General features: G+C 73.0%; 14 protein-coding genes. 5 read left to right on the top strand and 9 right to left on the bottom strand.

Going from position 1 to position 18,760, the window contains the following annotated elements; translation table 11 throughout:
* Nucleotides 1–63 precede the first annotated feature (63 nt).
* The 3 genes from WMF28_RS03430 to WMF28_RS03420 all read right to left on the bottom strand — a co-directional run bounded on the left by WMF28_RS03430 (nucleotide 64) and on the right by WMF28_RS03420 (nucleotide 2,566).
* Entirely contained in the window at nucleotides 64–933 is an 870-nt protein-coding gene (locus WMF28_RS03430; RefSeq protein WP_437600602.1) for an isocitrate lyase/PEP mutase family protein, read from the bottom strand.
* Nucleotides 934–1,260: 327 nt separating this feature from the next.
* Nucleotides 1,261–1,503 carry a DUF378 domain-containing protein gene (locus WMF28_RS03425; protein ID WP_437600601.1) on the bottom strand — a complete coding sequence of 81 codons (243 nt, stop codon included), beginning with the start codon at nucleotides 1,501–1,503 and terminating at the stop codon, nucleotides 1,261–1,263.
* A gap of 244 nt (nucleotides 1,504–1,747) precedes the next feature.
* Nucleotides 1,748–2,566, bottom strand: coding sequence for an SIR2 family NAD-dependent protein deacylase (locus WMF28_RS03420; RefSeq protein ID WP_437600600.1), 819 nt, complete (start codon nucleotides 2,564–2,566; stop codon nucleotides 1,748–1,750).
* A gap of 483 nt (nucleotides 2,567–3,049) precedes the next feature.
* On the opposite strand from WMF28_RS03420, the gene WMF28_RS03415 reads away from it, so the two are divergent.
* The 3 genes from WMF28_RS03415 (at nucleotide 3,050) to WMF28_RS03405 (ending at nucleotide 7,990) form a co-directional block, all read left to right on the top strand.
* Complete coding sequence (locus WMF28_RS03415; RefSeq protein WP_437600599.1) at nucleotides 3,050–4,918, top strand: vWA domain-containing protein; 1,869 nt, start codon at nucleotides 3,050–3,052, stop codon at nucleotides 4,916–4,918.
* Between the two features lie 1,008 nt (nucleotides 4,919–5,926).
* Entirely contained in the window at nucleotides 5,927–7,066 is a 1,140-nt protein-coding gene (locus WMF28_RS03410) for a hypothetical protein (RefSeq protein WP_437600598.1), read from the top strand.
* A gap of 78 nt (nucleotides 7,067–7,144) precedes the next feature.
* Nucleotides 7,145–7,990, top strand: a complete 846-nt coding sequence (locus tag WMF28_RS03405; protein ID WP_437600597.1) for a ribokinase — start codon at nucleotides 7,145–7,147, stop codon at nucleotides 7,988–7,990.
* 40 nt (nucleotides 7,991–8,030) lie between these two features.
* On the opposite strand, the gene WMF28_RS03400 is transcribed toward WMF28_RS03405, so the two are convergent.
* A complete protein-coding gene (locus WMF28_RS03400) occupies nucleotides 8,031–8,564 on the bottom strand; it encodes a DUF2505 family protein (RefSeq protein WP_437600596.1) in 534 nt (177 codons plus the stop codon).
* Nucleotides 8,565–8,782: 218 nt separating this feature from the next.
* Between WMF28_RS03400 and WMF28_RS03395 the strand changes: the two genes are divergently transcribed.
* Entirely contained in the window at nucleotides 8,783–9,829 is a 1,047-nt protein-coding gene (locus WMF28_RS03395) for a retropepsin-like aspartic protease (RefSeq protein ID WP_437600595.1), read from the top strand.
* Nucleotides 9,830–10,022: 193 nt separating this feature from the next.
* The gene (locus tag WMF28_RS03390; protein WP_437600594.1) at nucleotides 10,023–11,480 is read left to right on the top strand and encodes a cyclic nucleotide-binding domain-containing protein; all 1,458 of its coding nucleotides are present in this window, start codon (nucleotides 10,023–10,025) and stop codon (nucleotides 11,478–11,480) included.
* 21 nt (nucleotides 11,481–11,501) lie between these two features.
* On the opposite strand, the gene WMF28_RS03385 is transcribed toward WMF28_RS03390, so the two are convergent.
* The 5 genes from WMF28_RS03385 to WMF28_RS03365 form a co-directional block, all read right to left on the bottom strand.
* Complete coding sequence (locus WMF28_RS03385) at nucleotides 11,502–12,071, bottom strand: hypothetical protein (RefSeq protein WP_437600593.1); 570 nt, start codon at nucleotides 12,069–12,071, stop codon at nucleotides 11,502–11,504.
* Between the two features lie 142 nt (nucleotides 12,072–12,213).
* Entirely contained in the window at nucleotides 12,214–14,331 is a 2,118-nt protein-coding gene (locus tag WMF28_RS03380) for an ATP-binding protein (protein ID WP_437600592.1), read from the bottom strand.
* 107 nt (nucleotides 14,332–14,438) lie between these two features.
* Nucleotides 14,439–15,527 (bottom strand): MaoC family dehydratase, encoded by a 1,089-nt coding sequence (locus WMF28_RS03375; protein ID WP_437600591.1) that lies wholly within the window; start codon nucleotides 15,525–15,527, stop codon nucleotides 14,439–14,441.
* A 116-nt stretch (nucleotides 15,528–15,643) separates the two neighbouring features.
* Nucleotides 15,644–17,344 (bottom strand): acyl-CoA dehydrogenase family protein, encoded by a 1,701-nt coding sequence (locus WMF28_RS03370; RefSeq protein ID WP_437600590.1) that lies wholly within the window; start codon nucleotides 17,342–17,344, stop codon nucleotides 15,644–15,646.
* Nucleotides 17,345–17,754: 410 nt separating this feature from the next.
* Nucleotides 17,755–18,666 carry a polyprenyl synthetase family protein gene (locus WMF28_RS03365; RefSeq protein ID WP_437600589.1) on the bottom strand — a complete coding sequence of 304 codons (912 nt, stop codon included), beginning with the start codon at nucleotides 18,664–18,666 and terminating at the stop codon, nucleotides 17,755–17,757.
* Between the last annotated feature and the right edge of the window lie 94 nt (nucleotides 18,667–18,760).

The raw sequence follows: 18,760 nt of genomic DNA, 5'->3' as shown, positions 1-18,760 counted from the left end.
TCGCCGGCTTCGCCCTCTCGTCTCCGCCTCTCCTCTCGCGGAGCGGAGGACATGGCTCCCGACTCAACCCTTCCTGGGAGGCAGCGCATAGCGCTCCTCTTCAGCATAGTACTCAGGGAAGCCGACGATTTCCTGGAGCGTACCGAAGCTCGTCCGGGGGTCCGGGTGCCCGCCGGCGCGCAGGGCCGCGAGGGCCTCGCGCATGGCGGCGGCGGCGACCGAGAGGAGGGTGAGCGGATAGGCCGCGATCTTGTAGCCGATCGCCGCGAGCTCGGCCGGCGGCAGCACCGGAGTCCTGCCGTGATCCACCATGTTCGCCATGGCCGGCGCGCGCACTTCCCGGCAGAACGTGCGCATCTCCTCCACGCTCTCGGGCGCCTCCAGGAACACGATGTCGGCCCCGAGATCGGCGAACGCCCTGGCCCGGGCCAGCGCCTCGTCGAAGCCGTGCGTCTGCCGGGCGTCGGTGCGCGCCATGATGAGCACGCCGGCGCCCTCGTCGCGCGCGTCCACGGCGGCCTGGACGCGGGTGAACGCCTCGTCGCGGGGCACGACCTGCTTGCCGCGCGTGTGGCCGCAGCGCTTCGGAGCCACCTGGTCCTCGATCATGACGCACGCGAGCCCGGCCTGCGCATAGCCGCGCACCGTGCGCTTCACGTTCATCGCATTGCCGTAGCCCGTGTCGCCGTCGCCGAGCACCGGGATCGACACCGCAGCGCAGATCGCCCGCGCCTGGTCGACCATCTCGCCATACGAGATGAGCCCCGTGTCCGGAGCGCCGAGGCGCGCGGCCGAGACCGCGAAGCCGCTCATGAAGGTCAGCGAGAAGCCGGCCTGCTCGATCAGGCGCGCCGACAGCGCATCGAAGCAGCAAGGCATGACGAGGAGGCCGGGCGTCGCGAGGAGCTCGCGGAGCTTGTGAGCGGAGGACACGGCCGGGACGATACCTCGACCGGCGGCCCTCCGGGCAAGCGCGAAAGCCCGAGACGCGCCGCGCGGCGGGAGCGCTGGACGAGCGCTTGCCGCAGCCGGGGGCGCGAGGGGCTCTCTGTTGCCAGCCCCCCGCGGAGAGGGCGGCCAGACCGGCGCGGGCGCCCGAGCGCCGGCGGCCCGCGGGCGGGGCGGCGCGACCCTCCCCTCGCCAGAGCGCCTGATCCCGGCGCTCACATCCCTGTCGAGTACGCCTCCGCCTCGGGGTACTCCGGATCCGGTTCATGGCGCGCCTGCTTGGCGCCGGTGCGCCCGGTCGAGCGATGCCGCTCAGGGCGTCGTGGTGACGCTCGTGCGCTTACCGAGCTGGGTTGAGGCGTAGTAGAGGAGGTAGAGGCCAGCGAGCCCGACGAGCACGTAGACGATGCGGCTGATCGCGCTGAGCCTGCCGAAGATCGCGGCGACCAGGTCGAACTCGAACAGCCCAACAAGCCCCCAGTTGACGGCGCCGATCACGACGAGAACGATCGCAGCCCACGTTAGCCCTGAAATCCCACGGTTGACCTGTTCCATACCCCGGGAGAAGCACGAGCCGCGCCGCGCGCGACGTGCACCGCGCGCGCGCTGCGACGTGCTGCGCAATCCGCTGATATCGCCCGCTCGTCGTCGTCACGCTTCGCCGCTGTCGCGCTGACGCCATCAGCTTGCCGCCGAGGAGTCCGCCCGTCTGGTCCGGCGCGGGCGCGCGGGGACGATCGCGTCGCCGGAGAGAAGTCGAGATCATCGCGTCGGCTGCGCGCCCGTCAGACCGCGATCGTCACGGCGCGGACGCCGGTGCGAGGTCGAGCAGCGAGGGCAGGCTCTCTCCCGCGCCGCCGGTGAACACGAAATCGCAGAGGCTGGTGACCGCGCTGGGCTCGACGTTGATCTCGGCGATGAGGGCGCCGTGGCGCTTGGCGAGGGGGACGAAGCCTGCAGCCGGATAGACCACGGCCGAGGTGCCGACCACGAGCAGGAGATCGCAGCCGTCGACGCCGGCGGCCGCCGCGGCGAGATCGCTCTCCTCCAGGGCCTCGCCGAACCAGACGACGTGCGGGCGCTGCACGCCGCCGCAGCTGCAGTGAGGCAGCTCCGCGGCGGTGAAGCGGCGGGCGCGGGTCTCCGGATCGGGGGAGCCGCTGCCCGCGAAGGCGGGCGTGATGGGCACGTCGCGGTTCTCGGTCACGCCCCCGCACGAGAGACAGCGCACCTGCCAGAGCGAGCCGTGGAGCCGCACCAGGTCCCGCGAGCCCGCCTGCTCGTGCAGGCCGTCGACGTTCTGGGTGATCAGGGTGAAGACGCCGCCGGCCTCCTGAAAGCGCGCCTCCAGCCGCGCCAGCGCGTGGTGGCCCGGGTTCGGGGTGCAGCCGAGCGCGCGCTCGCGGCGGTGGTTGTAGAACTCCCACACGAGGCCCGGATCGCGCTGCCACGCCTCGGGCGAGGCGAGGCTCGTCGCCTGGTAGCGCCGCCACAGCCCGCCGGCGCCGCGGAACGTGGGGATGCCCGACTCCGCCGAGACGCCGGCGCCGGTCAGGACGGCGATCTTCCTGGCGCGGCGCAGGCTGGACTTGAAGCGCTCGCGGCTCGTTGCGCTCATCGCGGGACCTCCTGAGGAGAATCGAGCAGGGAGACGGGGAGACAGGAGAACGGTTGTCGCTGCCCCCTGCTTCCCGCGCTCCAGCGCAATCTAGCGCGCGGCGGCGCCTGCCGCACCCTCGGCGCCTGTCACACCGTCGCCGCGCCACCCGGTCCCGGGCACGGAGGACGCACGGCCGGCGCGCCCTCGCTTTCGGGTGTAAGCCGGCGGAGGCGACCGCGTTTCCCTGACACCCGGACGCGCCGGGGGCCCGCCACCGCGAGCCCCGGCCGCGAGGGTCCCTCCGTCGGCTCGCCGGACGACCGGCGACACGCGGCTTTCGCGCAGCGAGAGCGGCGGGGGGATCCGTCTCGCCCCCGGACGAGGCAACGGGGACCGCGCGTGCGGCCCTCGCAAGGACCTGTGTCGGGGTCGGAGATGACCGCCCCACGAGAACGTACTGCGGGGATCCGCGCTCGCGATCCCCTTCAAGGAGGACACCTCATGCGCACTCGGCCCCTCGATCTCGTCGCCCCCGCTCTCCTCGCTGCGCTGCTCGTCGGCTGCGGCAGCGCTGCGCCAGCCCTGGAGCCGGCGTCACCTGCATCGCCGGCCGTGCCGACGGGCACCGCCGCCGGGCAGTCGATGCAGCCGGAGTACGACGCCCCGCAAGAACAAGAAGAGGACCGCGCGTCCGCTGCTCGGGACGAGAAGGCCGAGGTGGCCGCCCCCGGGGCCGCGCCCGCGGTGGCAGCCCCGCCCCCGCCTGCCCCGCCCGTGGCGGCTGCTCCTGCCCCGCGCTCGCCGGCCTCCCCCTCGCCGGCGCAGGTGGCCCAGTCGGCCACCGCGACGTCGGCCGCCAGGCTGGAGGCGCGCGGCCGCGCGACCGGCACCGCGCCCGCGCCCAAGAAGGTCTCCGCCCCGGCGCAGGCCGCCCCGCCCGCGGCGGTCGCCATCACGGCGCCCGAGCCCCAGGGCAGCGAGTCGTACCGCGACTATGGCGTCAACCCGGTCGAGAACCCCGCGAAGGACCGGCTCTCGACGTTCGCGATCGACGTGGACACGGCCTCTTACGCGATCGCGCGCCGCAAGATCCTGGACGGCGCGCTGCCCCCTTATCAGGCCGTGCGCGCCGAGGAGTTCCTCAACTACTTCGATTACGGCTATGCGTCGCCCACGACGGGCCCGTTCGCGGTGCACCTCGCGGCCGCGCCCTCGCCGTTCACGGTGGGCCACCACCTCGTGCGCGTGGCGGTCCAGGGCAAGCGCGTGCCGGTCAAGGAGCGGACGCCGGTGCACCTCGTGTATCTCGTCGACACAAGCGGATCGATGCACGCGCCGGACCGGATCGAGCTCGCGAAGAAGAGCCTGAAGATGCTCACGGAGTCGCTCAAGCCGGGGGATACGGTCGCGCTCTGCACCTATGCGGGCAGCGTGCGGGAGGTGCTGGCGCCGACCGGCATCGAGAGCAAGGGGAAGATCCTCGCTGCCATCGCGGACCTCAGCGCCGGCGGCTCCACCGCCATGGCGAGCGGGATCGACCTCGCCTACAGGCTGGCGGAGCGGACGCTCGTGAAGGGGCACATCAACCGCGTCGTCGTGCTCTCCGACGGCGACGCGAACGTCGGCCCGACCTCCCACGACGAGATCCTAAAGACGATCAAGCGCGCGCGGGACAAGGGGATCACGCTGTCCACCATCGGCTTCGGCCAGGGCAACTACAAGGATCTCATGATGGAGCAGCTCGCCAACCAGGGCGACGGCAATTACTCCTATATCGACAGCGAGGCGCAGGCGCGGCGGGTCTTCTCCGAGCAGGTCGGCGGGATGCTCCAGGTCATTGCGCGCGACGTGAAGATCCAGGTCGACTTCGATCCGCGCTTCGTCAAGAGCTACCGGCTCATCGGCTACGAGAACCGCAACGTGGCCGACCGGGATTTCCGGAACGACAAGGTGGACGCGGGCGAGATCGGCGCCGGGCACAGCGTGACGGCCATCTACGACGTCGAGCTCAAGGCCTCGGCGCAGAAGGGCGAGGGGGCGGCGCCGGTCGTCGTGCGCCTCCGCCACAAGGCGCCTCTCGGTTCGGACGTGGCCGAGGAGACGCTGGTCAAGATGGCTCCTGGCGCCATCGCCCCCACCTTCGACGCGGCGCCGGCCGACCTCCGCTTCGCGTCCGCGGTGGCCGGCTTCTCCGAGATCCTGCGCCACAGCCCGCATGCGCGCTCCTGGAGGCTCTCCGACGTCGAGAAGATCGCGAGGGCAGCGGCGTCCAGCAAGGGCGATCAGCAGGAGTTCCTCGGCGTCGTCCGCCGCGCCGGCGCGCTCGCGGCCGGCAAGACGGACGCCGTGGCCGCGCGGGTCGCCGACTGACCGGCAGACAGGTAAACAGGTAGGTAGAGCGCCACGCCGCCTTCGAGCCGGCCCAGACATGCGCGCCGGCACATCGAGCAGGGGCAGGAGACGACACGCCGGAGCCCGGCCGCAACTCCGAAGCCCACTCTGTTGCACAGACACTCACGAGGGATCACCGCGCCGGCTCTCCTCAACGGCCACCCTCGCGGTCCCGCAACCGCAGTATCGCGCACCCGCTCCGCGTGGATGCGCAAGGGCGCCATCGACGACGGCAACCCACCGACGAGAGCAACCGGCAGACTGGATTCCAGCGCGGCGCAGCTTCCATTGCAGCTCCGATCAACTCAGGTCCGCGGAACTGTGACTTGACATCTCGTCTGCGATGTCGCTTTTATCATTCACCGTCGTCGGGCGTGGCGCGCGAGACGAAGGCCGAGAAGCGAGGACGCTGCCGTGGATGCGCTGTGCGTAACGATGCGGGGGCGGTGCCAGTATTGCCAGGCGATGCTGCCCATCAACCGGGTCGACACGAAGATCTTCTGCTCCGTGTGCGGCACGTTCACCGAGATCGCAAACCGCGTGTGGCATCGCATGCTACGCGAACCGCTCTACCGCGCTCCGCGCCTGCTGCCGGGCGAGGTGCAGCGCGTGCAGGAAATGTCACTGTCACTCGAATTTTCTCGGTCGAAGCCTGCGTGTCGCGCTTGCCGGGCGCCGCTCTCCCTCGATTCGAGCGCGCTCACACCCCTCTCGTGCTCGAGCTGCGGGACGCAGCACGCGCGACGCCGCTGGCCGGCGGCCATCCCGATCGCCGGCCTCGATCCCGAGGCGATCCTCCTTGGAGAGGAGGCCGAGATCAGCGCCGCGGCCGAGCGCCCCCGCACCGCGGGCGTCGAGCCCTCTTCTCCTTGCGCCCTTTGCAGCGCTGCGGGCGACTCGAGCGCCCCCGGAGCAGGCTGCGAGCGCTGCACCGCGGTCCCGCACGTTCCCGAAACCTCCTCGCAACGCGTCCGTGACCGCGCCCCGATGACATGGCTCATCGTGTCGGGGCGGTTCGCCCCCGTCAGCGGGCGCGCCGCCCCGGTGCAAGAGGGGCTCTTCGACTGGAGAGAGGCGCCCAGGGTCGCGCCGCTCGACGACGGTGGGTTCGTCCTGCTCTCGCTCTCCACCGGAGAGCGGACCGAGCCGCGGCGGAGCCACGACGAGGTGCATGAGCGCGTCGTCGTGGCGCTCGGCCCGGATCTCCGGGTGCGGTGGCTCCGGCGCGAGCGCATGCCCGGGAAGCTCGGGGAGCAGGCGCTCGGCCTCGCGTCGGACGGTGAACGCATCCTGCTCTACTCCCGAGACGGACACGAGGTGCTCAACAGCGCCACCGGCGCCTCCCTCGGGAAACAGGCGACCAGCGATTCGATGCTCGCGTCGCTCCACGGGCGGGAGGCGCGCGCGCTCGGCCTTCATCTGCGGGTCGACAGGGGACGCATCGCCGTGGCGCAAGGCGATGCCGCCGCGCTCCCCGGAGCGGTCCTCGGCCGACGCGGCGTGAAGGTCGTCCGGCGCCTGCCCGGCGGCGGACTCGGCGTCCTCTCCCGCCACCGCGGGGTGAGGCTCGATGTCGTCGATCCGCGCGGCGCGCTCAGGACGTTCCTTGTCAATCCGAAGGACGGCTCGCTCGATAGGCTCGCTTTCTCGGTCAGCCCGAGCGGGCTCGTCGGCGTGCTCAACCATCGTCGCCTCTGGGTGGCCCGACCGGAGGACCAGGAGCTCCGCCCCTGCCTCGAAGGCCCGGCCGGCCGCGCGTGGCGCGACTCCGTGCTCCTCGCCGTCGACGACGGCGTCTGGCTCTTCGAGAACAGCTCGGGAGCGCGGCGCTACGCCCCGGACGGCGCACTGCTCTTCGACGCCGAGATCTGCCCGCGGCCGGCGACGCGCTCGCCGGCCCAGGTCGCCAGCGAGTCGGCGCAGAAGAGGATGGACAGGGCGCGGAGACACAGGCTCTCGCGGGCCGGCAAAGGGGAGCACGAGCTGGCCGAGGGGACGCGGAGCGAGGCGGCGCGCCAGGAGAGATGGCCGCTGCGCGCGCTCGCATGGCTGTTCGGTCGCACGACGCTGCTCGTCCTCCTTTCCACGCTGGCGTCCCGCCACCTGGACGGCGCGCTCGGCGGCTGAGCCTGGAGCAGCCGCCTCATCGGCTCATTGGCGCCGTCCAGCGGCTCGGCGCCGCCGCGTTCGTGGTATGCGGCGGACATGGGGTTGCTCGCGATCTGCGGCTCGATCACCGCCGATCTCTTCGGTTACGGCCCGCGGCTGCCGCGCCCGGGCGAGTCGGTGCTGGGCCGCCGCTTCCTCGTGGCGCCGGGCGGCAAGGGGGCGAACCAGGCGGTCGCGGCGGCGCGCTCCGGCGCCCGCGTGCGGCTCGCGGGCGCGCGCGGCGACGACGCCCACGGCGAGCTCTGCGCCGCCGCGCTCGCCGAAGGCGGCGTGGACCAGTCCACCGTGGCAGTCCACCGCGGCGCGACGACGGGCGTGGCCCTGATCTGCGTCGACGACGCCGGGGAGAACCAGATCCTCGCGATCCCCGGCGCCAACGCGCTCGTCGCGCCGCCCTCGCCGTGCGGGGCCTCGGTCTGGCTCTGTCAGGGCGAGATCCCGGCCGAGGCGATCGACGGCGTGCTGTCGGCCGCGCGCGCCGACGGCGCGCTGTCGATCTGCAATCCATCGCCCGTCAACGCCATCGACCCTGCGCTCGTCGGCCGGTTCGATCTCGCCGTGGTCAACGAGCTCGAGCACGAGGCGCTGCGCGGTCACCTGCCGGAGCGCGTGGTGCTCACGCGCGGCGCCCGCGGCGCGGTGCTGCTGCCCTCGGGCGACGAGCTCCCGGCCCTGCCCGCCCGCGCCGTCGACACGACCGGCGCGGGGGACGCGCTCGCGGGCGTGCTCGCCGGCGGGCTCGCCTCCGGGATGACGATCGAGGCCGCGCTGCGACGCGCGATCGCGGCGGCGGGCATCTCGGTCGAGCGCGAGGGGTGCCAGCCCTCCTATCCGACCCGCGCCGAGGTGGAGCGCCGCCTCGGCGCCTCCCTGGATCCGTGATGGCCTCTCGGCCCGGGCGGCCGCGCAAAACACGCTCCCTTCACGCCGGCTGAACGCTCGCCGCCGCCCGGGCGGGGCGCTCCGCGATCCAGCGATTCAGGAACGCCGCGCTGTCGTCCCAGCCGGCGCGCATCTCGTTTTCCATGATGCCCTCGAGCACCCTGCCCAGGCCGAAGATCTTCGCCTCGATGGTCGCCCTCGCCACGCGCGTCACCTGGCCGGGGCCCGACGGCTCGACCCGCAGGGTGCCCGAATTGCGCAGCCGATCGTGGAGCAGGCTCGGCGCCATCGTCCAGCTCCATGTCCGCGCGGCCTTGTCGAAGACGCTCTCCTCGATGTAACGAAAGTTCGGCCCGAGCATCGATTGAAGGGCCGCGGGGAGCGCGTGGATACGGGGCTGCCCGGTCGCCTTGCGCGCCCTCGTGCGCTCGTCCTCCCGCTGCTCCAGCACCTCGAACGAGGGGAACTTGAGGACGTCGCGGTACATCCGTTCGTTGACCTCACCGCTGAAGAACAGCTCCCAGAAGGTGTCCTCGTCGCAGTGAATCACGTGCCTCGCCTCGATGTGGATCATGCGTTTGCCTTCTCCTGCGCAAACCTTGGAGCCGGACGAGCCGGCTGACAACCGGCGCGCCGGGGTCGCCGGCAGAGCCCGCTTGACCGAGGTCGAGCGCCGGCCAAGGATGGCTCGATGACGATGCGAGAGAGACTCTCCACCTCGCCGGGGAGAGGCGAGCGCGGCGAGCCCCGGCGCCGGGGCCGTCCCTCACCGCGGCAGGCCGAGCGCGGGTGATGCGGGTGCAGCGCGCTCGTGGGAGGGCGGCCCTCGCGCTCTCGATCCCCCTCGCAGCCGGCGCGCTCGCGGTGGCCGGCTGCGCCGAGCCCGCCGCGGTCCGCGCGGCGCCGGCCTCGCCGCACGGCGCGGCGCCCGCCGTCGACGCCGCCCGCGGACCTTCGCCCGCGGAGCCGGCGAGCGCGGGGCCGGCGAGCGCCGGGGGGCGCCGGGCGAGCCTCCAGTTCGAGCTGAACGACCGCCCGTTCCCCTCGCCGCTCATCGATGCCGTCGTCGCCGGCCAGCCGACCGCGCTGATCGTCGACACCGGCGCCTCCCACCACGTGATCGCCCGCTGGCTCGCCGACGAGCTCGCGCTGCCGCTCTCGACCGCCGGCGACGTCGCGGTCGACCACGCGGGCCGGCCCGTGCCGGTCTCCCGGATCGAGCGCGCGACCATCGCGCTCGCCGGGTGGGGCGCGGTGGACGCCCCCGCGCTGCTCGTCATCCCCGTCCCCGACGCGCTGCAGCGCCTCGGGATCGGCGGCGTCCTCGCGCCGCAGGCGCTGGCCGCGCCGGGCCGCGCGGTCGTGCTCGACCTGCGCGAGGGCCGGATGACCGAAGCGCCGCGCGACGAGGCCGCCCGCGCGCTCCGGGCGCGGTTCGGCGAGGCCGCGATCGCGGAGCTCGGCCACTGCGGCGGCCCGAACCAGGGCCGCGAGCTCACCGTCGAGGCGACCGTCGAGGGGATCGCCGTCACGCTGAAGGTCGACTCGGGCGCGTCACAGAGCTCGCTCTTCGCCGCCGCGCCGGCGGGGAAGCGGCTGTCGCGCCGGGCGGCGGGCGGCAGGAGCGCCTACGCCGCCTCTGGCAAGCACACCGTTCCGGTGCTGTCAGGCGCTCGCCTCCACCTGGCGGGGTTCGACGCCGCCGCGGAACTCGATCTCTTGCCCGGCCAGCGGAGGGGGGCCTGCCCGTCGGACGGATTTGCCGGAATGGATGTGCTCCGCACCTGTGTGCTGGTGCTCGCCGAGGACGGCGGCCTCGCGGCCTGCGCCCCGCCGTGAGCGGCGGCGCGCGCGCTATCGCGCTGGGCGCCGGGGCGCGGATCGGGGCCGGGCCTCGAGAGGCGCGCCATGCCCCAGCGAGGTCGCGATGCGTCGTGGTAGAAGGGGCGCACGCGTGGACGTCCTGTCGCCGCGGCGGGGAGGGATCCGGCTCGCCGCGACGCCGAGGCGCCTACGGTGGTCGGGAGGCATCATGACGACAGGTTTCGAGTTCTTGACCCAGGATGACGAGCGGCTGCTGCTGGAGAAGTCGACCTGCGTCACCTACCGACCGGGCGAGCAGATCCTCGAGGAGGGCTCGCGCAGGCAGGGCATCTTCATCGTGCGCAGCGGCCTGGTCGGGGTCGAGGTCGCCCACCTCGGGCGCGGCGTGGCCCTCCGCCAGCTCGGCCCCGGCGCCATCTTCGGCGAGATGTCGTTCCTCGAGAGCGCCGCCGCGAGCGCCTCCGTCGTCGCCCGCGAGGAGTGCACCCTCGACGTGATCGAGGGCCCGTATGTCCACTCGCTGCTTGCCTCCGTCCCCGGCCTCGCCGCGCGCTTCTACCAGTCGCTCGCGATCATGCTCGCCCAGCGCCTCCGCGAGAACACCGCGATGCTCCCCCCGCTCCTCGTCGAGGACGTGCCCCAGGTCAACCGCTTTCACGCGGCGAGGACGGGCCAGGCCGGCACCAACAACATCCCTCCGAAGCTCATCGACACGGTCGAACAGTTCAAGTTCGAGATGATGATCGCCGACAGGATGGTCAAGGAGGCCAAGCAGCCCGAGGCGGAGATCCAGGAGAAGGTGAGCGCCGCGTGCCAGACCATCGTGTCCGCGCTGCGCGAGCACATCGAGCGCGAGCGCCACCTCGAGAAGGGCATCGGCGCCTACGTCTTCCGCGAGACCTTCTCGCTCTTCATGCTGAGCCGCACCGTCGACCGGTGCTACACGAAGCCGCGCGGCTACGCGGGCGACTTCTACACGATCGAGATGATGTACAACGACGAGCCCGCCGGCGACGGCCGCCTCGGCCGCTTCATCGACCAGTGGGGGCTCGCGATCGAGGCCTGCCGCGCCGTCAAGAACAGGCGGGGCGTGCTGAGCCGCGCGCTCCGGGAGGCCTTCCACGTGCACGGGTCCGGCCCGGTCCTCGTGACCAGCCTGGCGAGCGGACCCGCCCGCGAGCTGTTCGACCTCTTCGCGGATGGGGGCGAGCCGCCCGACATCAAGGCGACATGCATCGATATCGACAACCAGGCCCTCGCCTACGCCGCCGGCATCGCCGAGGATCTCGGCGTCATGGACCGCTTCAGCTTCGCCCAGGACAACGTGGTGCGGCTCGCGCACGGCCGCGGCAGGACGGTGCTCAAGCCCCAGCACATGATCTACAGCATCGGGCTCACCGACTATCTCCGCGACGACCTCGTCGTGAGCCTCCTCAACTGCATGCATGACAAGCTGCTCCCCGGGGGCATCGCGGTCGTGGGCAACTTCGGGGTGAACAACCCGAGCAAGGCCTTCATGGACCACGTCCTCGAGTGGGAGTTGATCCACCGCAGCTCCGATGATCTCAGGACGCTGTTCTCCCGCTCGAAGTTCGGGACCACCCCGGTCGAGGTGCGCGCCGAGGAGGCGCAGGTCAACCTGTTCGCGTTCTGCACGAAGACCTGACGCGCCCGCGCCGCCGCGGCCTCAGCGGAGCCAGCGCACCTCGTACTCGCAGGTGGGGTGTCCCTCGAAGCGGCACTTCGTGTGGAGGCTCTGCCCGCCTCGCGCGCCCGCGAGCCGGAGCGCGTTCTCCTGCCACGCCGGCACAGCGTCCCTGCAGGTCTGGCGCCCCGGGTCGGACTGCGGATCGACCCCGAGATAGAGGATCAGGCGGAAGAACCGCTCGCCCTCCGCGAGCGGGGCGAGCCGGCCGCCGTTGAAATACATGCCCCACATCACGCCGGCCTGCCGCATGACGAGCGCGGGCGTGCCGAGCTTGAGGAGCACCTTGTGCGCCAGCGTCAGGTCCTGCTCGGCCACGTAGGCGGCGAGATCGCGGACGACACCGGCCTTGTTCGGCCATCTCGTGATCTCGTCCGCGATGGCGTTCCAGACCGAGACGGGGTACCAGCTGTGCGCGACGAGGTCGGGCGAGGAGAAGACCGCGCGGGCGGCGGCGGGCAGCTTCGCGTCGAGGGCCGACATGGCCTGGCTCCCCCACCGCGTCTGCAGGTAGGTCCTCGCGTGCATGAGCGCTGAGCCCCGGATCTTCATCGAGACAGCCGCCTGCCCAGGATAGAGGCTCCCCGGCCGCTCGGGCCAGCGCGGAGCGCGCGCGCGGGCACACGCGCGCACACGCCGCTCGCTCCGGCACCGCCGCCTCTGCGCGCGAGCCGCCGGTCGCGCACGGGCGCGCTCACTGCAGGCGCTCGGCGGTCGAGGCCGGCGGCGGAGCGTCGCCCGGGCCCTTCGCCCGCCGCGCTTGCGCCGACGCGTCGAGCACCGCGCGCACCGCCCTGGCGAGCTGCGTCGGCGTGTACGGCTTGGCGAGGAAGTGGACGGCCCCGTCGAGCAGGTCGCCCGGGAGGAGGGCGTCCTCCGTGTAGCCCGAGGCGTAGAGGACGGGCAGCGGGGCGCGCGCGCGGGCGAGCGCCGCCGCGAGCGCGGGGCCGCGCGCGTCCGGGAGGACCACGTCGCTCACGAGCAGGTGGATCGCTCCGGGGTGGGTGGCCGCGAGCGCGACCGCCTCCTTGCCGCTCCGCGCCGCGAGGACCGAGTAGCCGAACGAGCGCAGCGCGGCGACGCAGAGGTCGCGCACCTGCGCCTCGTCCTCCACGACGAGCACCGTCTCCCTGCCCCCCGCGACGGAGGAGGGCGTCCTCGTGGGCTGCTCGGAAGGCGCGCCGCGCACGCGCGGGAAGCAGATCGTGAAGCGCGTCCCCTGGCCGGCGGCGCTCGAGAACCAGATGTGGCCGCCGTGCTGCTTCACGATGCCGTGGCACGTCGCGAGCCCGAGCCCCGATCCCTTGCCCGGCTCCTTGGTCGTGAAGAACGGCTCGAACACGTACTGCCGGATGGCGTCCTCGATGCCCTGCCCGGTGTCCGTGACCGTGAGCTCCACGTAGTCGCCCGGCTCGAGCTCCGGCGTCCGCTCGGCGTCGCCCGCGCCGATCGTCGTGTTCGCTGTCTCGATGGTCAGGCGGCCCCCGGCGGGCATCGCGTCGCGCGCGTTCACGACGAGGTTCATGAGCAGCTGCTCGAACTGGCCCCGATCGATGTGGATGGGCCAGACCTGGCTCCCCGGCAGCACGGCGAGCTCCACGTCCTCGCCGACGAGCGGGCGGAGGAGCGGCTCGACGCCGAGGATGAGCGCGTTCGGGTCGACCACGGTCGGCTGGATGAGCTGCTTGCGCGCGAAGGTGAGCAGCTGCCGCGTGAGCGCCGCGGCGCGCTCCGCGGCGGTGCCGATCTGCGTGAGGTGATCGAGGATGGGCGACGACGGCGGCACCTTGCGCACCGCGAGCTCCCTGTGCCCGAAGATCGCGGTGAGCATGTTGTTGAAGTCGTGCGCGACCCCGCCGGCGAGGCGCCCGATCGCCTCGAGCTTCTGGCTGTGCAGGAGCTGCTCCTCGAGGCGCCGGCGCTCGGTGATGTCGAGGCTCGTGCCGACGAGCCCGGTGATCGCCCCCGTGTCGTCGGTGAGCAGCTGCGCCGCCATCTGCATGTGCCGCAGCTCCCCGGTCGACGGGCGCACGACGCGGCACTCGACGGGGCTCGCGATGCCGAGCGGCGAGGCGCTCTCCGCGCCGCCGAAGACGCGGTGGCGGTCCTCCGGGTGGATGAGGCCCGCGAAGAGCTCGAACGTCGGGCGCACGGACGGGTCGACGCCGAGGAGCTGGTAGAGCTCCTCGGACCAGCGGATGGTCCGCGACGCGAGGTCGTAGGACCAGCTGCCCACGAGGGCGATGCGCTGCGCCTCCTTCAGCATGCGCTCGCTGCGGCGGAGCTCCTGCTCGGCGCGGCGGCGCTCGGTGAGGTCGACGATCGCGCCGAAGAAGCGGGTGGGCGGGCCCGCCCCCTCGATGACGGGCAGGCTGCTCAGGAGGCACTCCCGCACCGCGCCGTCCCGGTGGCGCACGCGGAACGCGCTCGCGCCCGATCCCTCTCCGGTCTCGATCGCCTGCCGCATGCCGGCGTGCATCCGCTCCCTGTCGTCGGGGTGGATGGCCGCGAGGAACGTCTCCGTCGACGGCCTGTCCGTCGCGGGGTCGTAGCCGAGGATCCGGAAGAGCTGCCGCGACCAGGTGACGTGGTTCGAGCCGAGCTCCCAGAGCCAGTTGCCCATCTGCGCCGCGTGCTCGGCCTCGTCGATCCGTGCCTCCCACCCGATGGAGGCGGGGCCCCGCGCGCTGCTCGGATCCGCGGCGGAGGCGCGCTGGCGTGACGCGTGGGCGTCGGACAGCGCCTGCTCCAGCTCGGCGACGCGCGCGCGGAGTGAGTCCAGCTCACGGTCACGGCTCGCCGCCGCGCTCATGGCCGTCCTGCTCCTCGTCGTGACGTCGCGGTGCTCATGCCGCGCATTGTATGCCGCGGCGCGCCCCGCGGGGGATCCCTCTTCTGCGGCCCATGCCGCGAGCGCGGCTAGCTCCGTCGGCGCACGAGCAGCGTACGCGTGATCTCCACGACCTTTTCCTTGACCCTGCCGTCGGTCTTTCCGAGCTCGGGGGTGAACAGATCGGCCCCTTGCTCGAGCAGCGCGCGCGGCGGCGTGTTCTTCACGCCGACGATCCGGAAGGTGACGCTCCCGGCGCCTGCGCCGGCCTCTTCACGGGCGATCACCTTCGACGCGGCGAAGAGCGTGTCGCCCGCGAGCACGCCGCTCGGGTGGGCCCCGTCGTCGAGGCCGAGGTCCCAGACGCCGCACCCGGCGGTGTCCCGGCTGGAGAGCGCGAGCACCCAGGACAGCACGAGCCCCCCGTGGACGACGCGCGTCTTCGCGAAGGAGCTCGTCCTGCAGTACTGCTCGTCGAGGTGCAGCGGGTGGGAGTTGCGCAGGAGGGTCGCGAGCTGCATGTGCTCGCTGTCGCCGACGGTCCGGCCGACCTCGTGGGTGAGCACGTCGTCCACCTCGAAGTCGTCCCAGAAGCAGGCGAAGCCGCCGTGGCGCGCCGGCGGCGGCAGCGGGCCGTCGAGCTCCTTCGGCAGGCGCGCCGGGGTCCCGTCCGGCTGCACGATCGCGTGCGGCGCGTCGGCGGGGCGCTCCGCGACGCGGCCGGGGGGCACGAGCGCCTTGCGCTCGAACGAGCAGACGAGCAGCCCGTCCTGGTTCACCACCTGCGTCCTGACGTGGACGACGCCCTTGTCGCCCGTCGAGACCGGCTTCTTGCCGATGACCATCGAGCTCGCGCGCAGCGTGTCCCCTGGATAGCAGGCCTCCGGGAACCGCACGTCGATGTACGCGAGGTGGGCGATCGCCTGCTCGCTCACGTCGTGAACGCTGAAGGAGATCCCGAGGTTGAGGAGCAGCAGCGGGCTCACCGGCCTGTCCCTGAGCCCCGCCGATCTGGCCGCGACCCGGCTCGAGTAGGTCGGGATCGCGTCCTGGAACGAGGCCGCGAAGAGCGCGAGCATCCCCTCGTCCACGGTGACGTCCCAGGGGTGGGCGTACACCGCGCCCACCGTGAAATCGTCGAGCTTGCGGCCGTAGCGAGGAGAGCGGACGCGGACCATCGGTCCGCGCGATGATGGCACAGGCGCGCACCGCTGACGACGGCGCCGCTCGCGCACACGCCTGCGCGCGCTCGCCCTCGTCCACGGCGCGCTCCGCCGCGGCGGGGCGGGCCCGTTCAGGGCAGCGATCCCTCGAGCAGGGCGCGCGCGATGCCCTGCGCGAGCACCTCCTGCGTGCCCAGGTGGAAGGAGAGGCTGCGGGCGTCGAGCAGGAGCCGCGCCGGGACCGAGCCCTCGGCGTAGCCGTTCGCCCCGTGGATCTGCATGCAGGCGTCGGCGGCGTCCCAGGCTGCGCGGCTCGAGAACAGCTTGGCCATCGCGGACGTGAGCTCGCACGGCTGTCCCGTGTCCGCGGCCTGCGCGGCGGCGCGCGTGAGCTGGCGCGCGGCCGCGACGCGGGTGATGAGCCCGCCGAGCCGGTGCGCCACGCGCGGGAAGGAGATGAGCTGCGACCCGAACTGCACGCGCGTCTTGGCCCGCTCGAGCGCGAGCTCCAGGGCGGCCTGCGCCACGCCCACGCCGCACGCCGCCGCGTAGACGCGGCCGATCACGAGCGACCGCTGGATCTGGGCGATCCCCTCGCCTTCGCGCTCGCCGAGCAGGGCCTCGCGGCCGACCTGGAGCCCCTCGATCCGGAGCTCGTAGTGTCCCATGCCGCGCTGCCCGAGCGCCCGCACCTCGGCCCCGGCGATCCCTGCGTCCGGGAAGTCGGCGCCCGGCGCGCCGCGCCGCTTGGCGACGGCGAAGAGGCTCGGCCCGAGCGGCTGCTGTCCCTGTCCGCCCGGCGTCGTGGTCCTCGCGAGGGTGAGCACGAGGTCGGCGCGTGACGCTCCGGTGACCCATGCCTTCTTGCCGGTGATGAGGTAGCTGCCGTCGGCCTGGCGCTCGGCGCGCGTGGCGACGCGCGCGAGGTCCGACCCGTAGGCGGGCTCCGAGAACGCGAGGGCGCAGCGCGCCTCGCCGCCGGCGACGCGCGGCAGCCAGGTCCTGCGCTGGAGGTCGGTGCCGGATCGGGCGATGAGGTCCATCGCGATGGAGGCTGTCATGGTGAGCACGCCGAAGCCGAGCGAGCCGCGCGCGAGCTCCTCGACGGCGGCGGCCATGGCGGCCGCGCCGAGCCCGTCGCCGCCGTGCTCGGGCGCGGTGGCCAGCCGGAACACCCCGAACTCCCCCATACGGCGGACGATCGACTCCGGGATGAGCCCGTTGCGCCGGTGGATCTCCGGGGCGAGCGGCTCGACGAGGCGCTCGACGAAGTCGCGCATGTTGTGCCGTATCCATCCGACGCGCTCGTCCTCTGCGCCGCCGCAGCCGGGGATCCCGTGCTCGGCGGCCGTGCGCACGAGCGACGCCACGGCGGCGCCCGAGCCGGCGTCGCGCGCCCACGCGGCGACCGCGGGGTGTCCGATCGCCTTGGCGACCTCGTCATCGCGGAGCTCGAGCTCGCCGAGCGGCGCGACCTCTCCGCCCCCCAGATCGACGCCCCCGCGCAGCGACAGGAGCAGCGTCCCTGCGTGGGCCTCGGCGACGACCCTGGCCTCGCCGCCCGCCTCGCAGGCCCAGCTGGCGAGCGCCCGGCAGGCCTCGATCTCCGCGGAGAGGTGGGCGAGCGCGTGAGCGGCGAGCTGGTGTCGATCGAGCAGCATCCGTGACACGTGCAGCGGCACGGCGGCGCTGCCGGCGCGGACGAAGCTCGCGCTCCTTGGCGCGCCCCGCAGGCCGGCGTTCGTCGGGCTCCCGACGTCCACCACCCGGTCCCGGAGCCGCCCGCGCGCGACGCGCGCGAGCTGCTCGACGGAGGTGATCGCCTCGCGCATTCCCCCCGGGCTATCGGCCTCGAGTTTGCGAGAAACGATGGTGGCGTGTTGCTCCCGAATCGCCCTCATCCCCAATCCCCCCGATCGCGGACTACGACCCACCCCTTATTTCACAAGACGCAGGGCGACCACCTCTGCGCCGCTCCACGGTCCTACCCACCGCGACAGGCGCGGAGAGGCTCGCCGAGAATGGCATCTCAACCAGTGTTCGTCGAGCCGGCCCGCACGCTCTCTGTCTCGATTCGACAGCGCTAAGGCCCTTCCCGAAGCCCCTTTTCCTCTTCCGTCCGGCGACGCGCAACCACGCCTGTTCCTCCGCAGATCCTAAGTCTCGGACGGCGCCCCTCGAACGACCGTAGGCCCCGCGCGAACACCCCCGCCACGGAGCCGGGCGCCCCGGGCAGAGGCCGCTACATGGAGCTCACGCTCGGGAGCGCCGCGTCCCGGATCTTGCAGGCCCGGAGGAGCCTGTCGCCCAGCTCGACCACCCACGACCGCGCGGCGTCGGCCCGCGGGCACTGCGGCACCGACTCGACAGCGTCCTGGATGAGCCGCTGCAGCAGCCGGGTCGTACCGGAGAGCCCGAGCTCCAGCGCCGTGTTCGGCCGTCCGAGCGCCCCGTCCCGCCCCGCCGGCTTGCCCATGTCCTCCGGCTGGCCGATCAGGTCGAGCACGTCGTCCGCGACCTGGTACGCCTCGCCGATGCGCTGCCCGAGGTCGCCCCAGGCGGCCCCGTCCTGGCCCGCCGAGAGCGCGCCCAGGGCCGCCGCCGCCTCGAACAGCGCCCCCGTCTTCGCGCGCCGGTAGGCCGACAGCGGGACCTTCGCCTCCGACTCCCACGCCTGCCCGGCGATGATCCCCTGGGGCATCCCGACGCCGCCCGCGAGCACCTCGAAGAACCGGACCGCCCTCCGCGCGTCGGACACGCCGCTCGCCACCGCGTGGAAGGCGCCGCGCGCGAGCGCCTCGAAGGCGAGCACGATCAGCTGATCGCCGGCGAGCACCGCGATCGGCACGCCGAAGGCCCGGTGGACCGAGGGCTGGCCGCGCCGGATCGGCGCGTCGTCGAAGCAGGGGAGATCGTCGTGGACCAGCGACGCGCAATGGATGAGCTCGACCGCCGCCGCCGCCGCGTCGGCGACCTCCGGCGCAGGATCGCCATAAGCCGAGGCCACGGCCAGGCACAGCCGTGGCCGGAAGCGGGCGCCCCCGGGGAAGACGGCGTGGTGCGTCGCCGCCAGCAGACCGGGCGGCGACGCGGGCGAGGAGAGCGACTCGATGGCGACGCGGAGGACGCGCTCGATCCGGCGATCGAAATCCATAACAGGCGACTTTTGACGAGGTTCAGGTTATTGTCAATGGTTTGAACAACGCTTACACAAAGCATAGACAAACCGTCCGCGACGGGTAAACTAC

The organism is Sorangium sp. So ce590 (assembly GCF_051521365.1).
Taxonomy (GTDB): Bacteria; Myxococcota_A; Polyangia; order Polyangiales; family Polyangiaceae; genus Sorangium.
The sequence above is the reverse complement of the archived record's forward strand: the minus strand, read 5'-3'. Positions and strand labels throughout refer to the sequence as shown.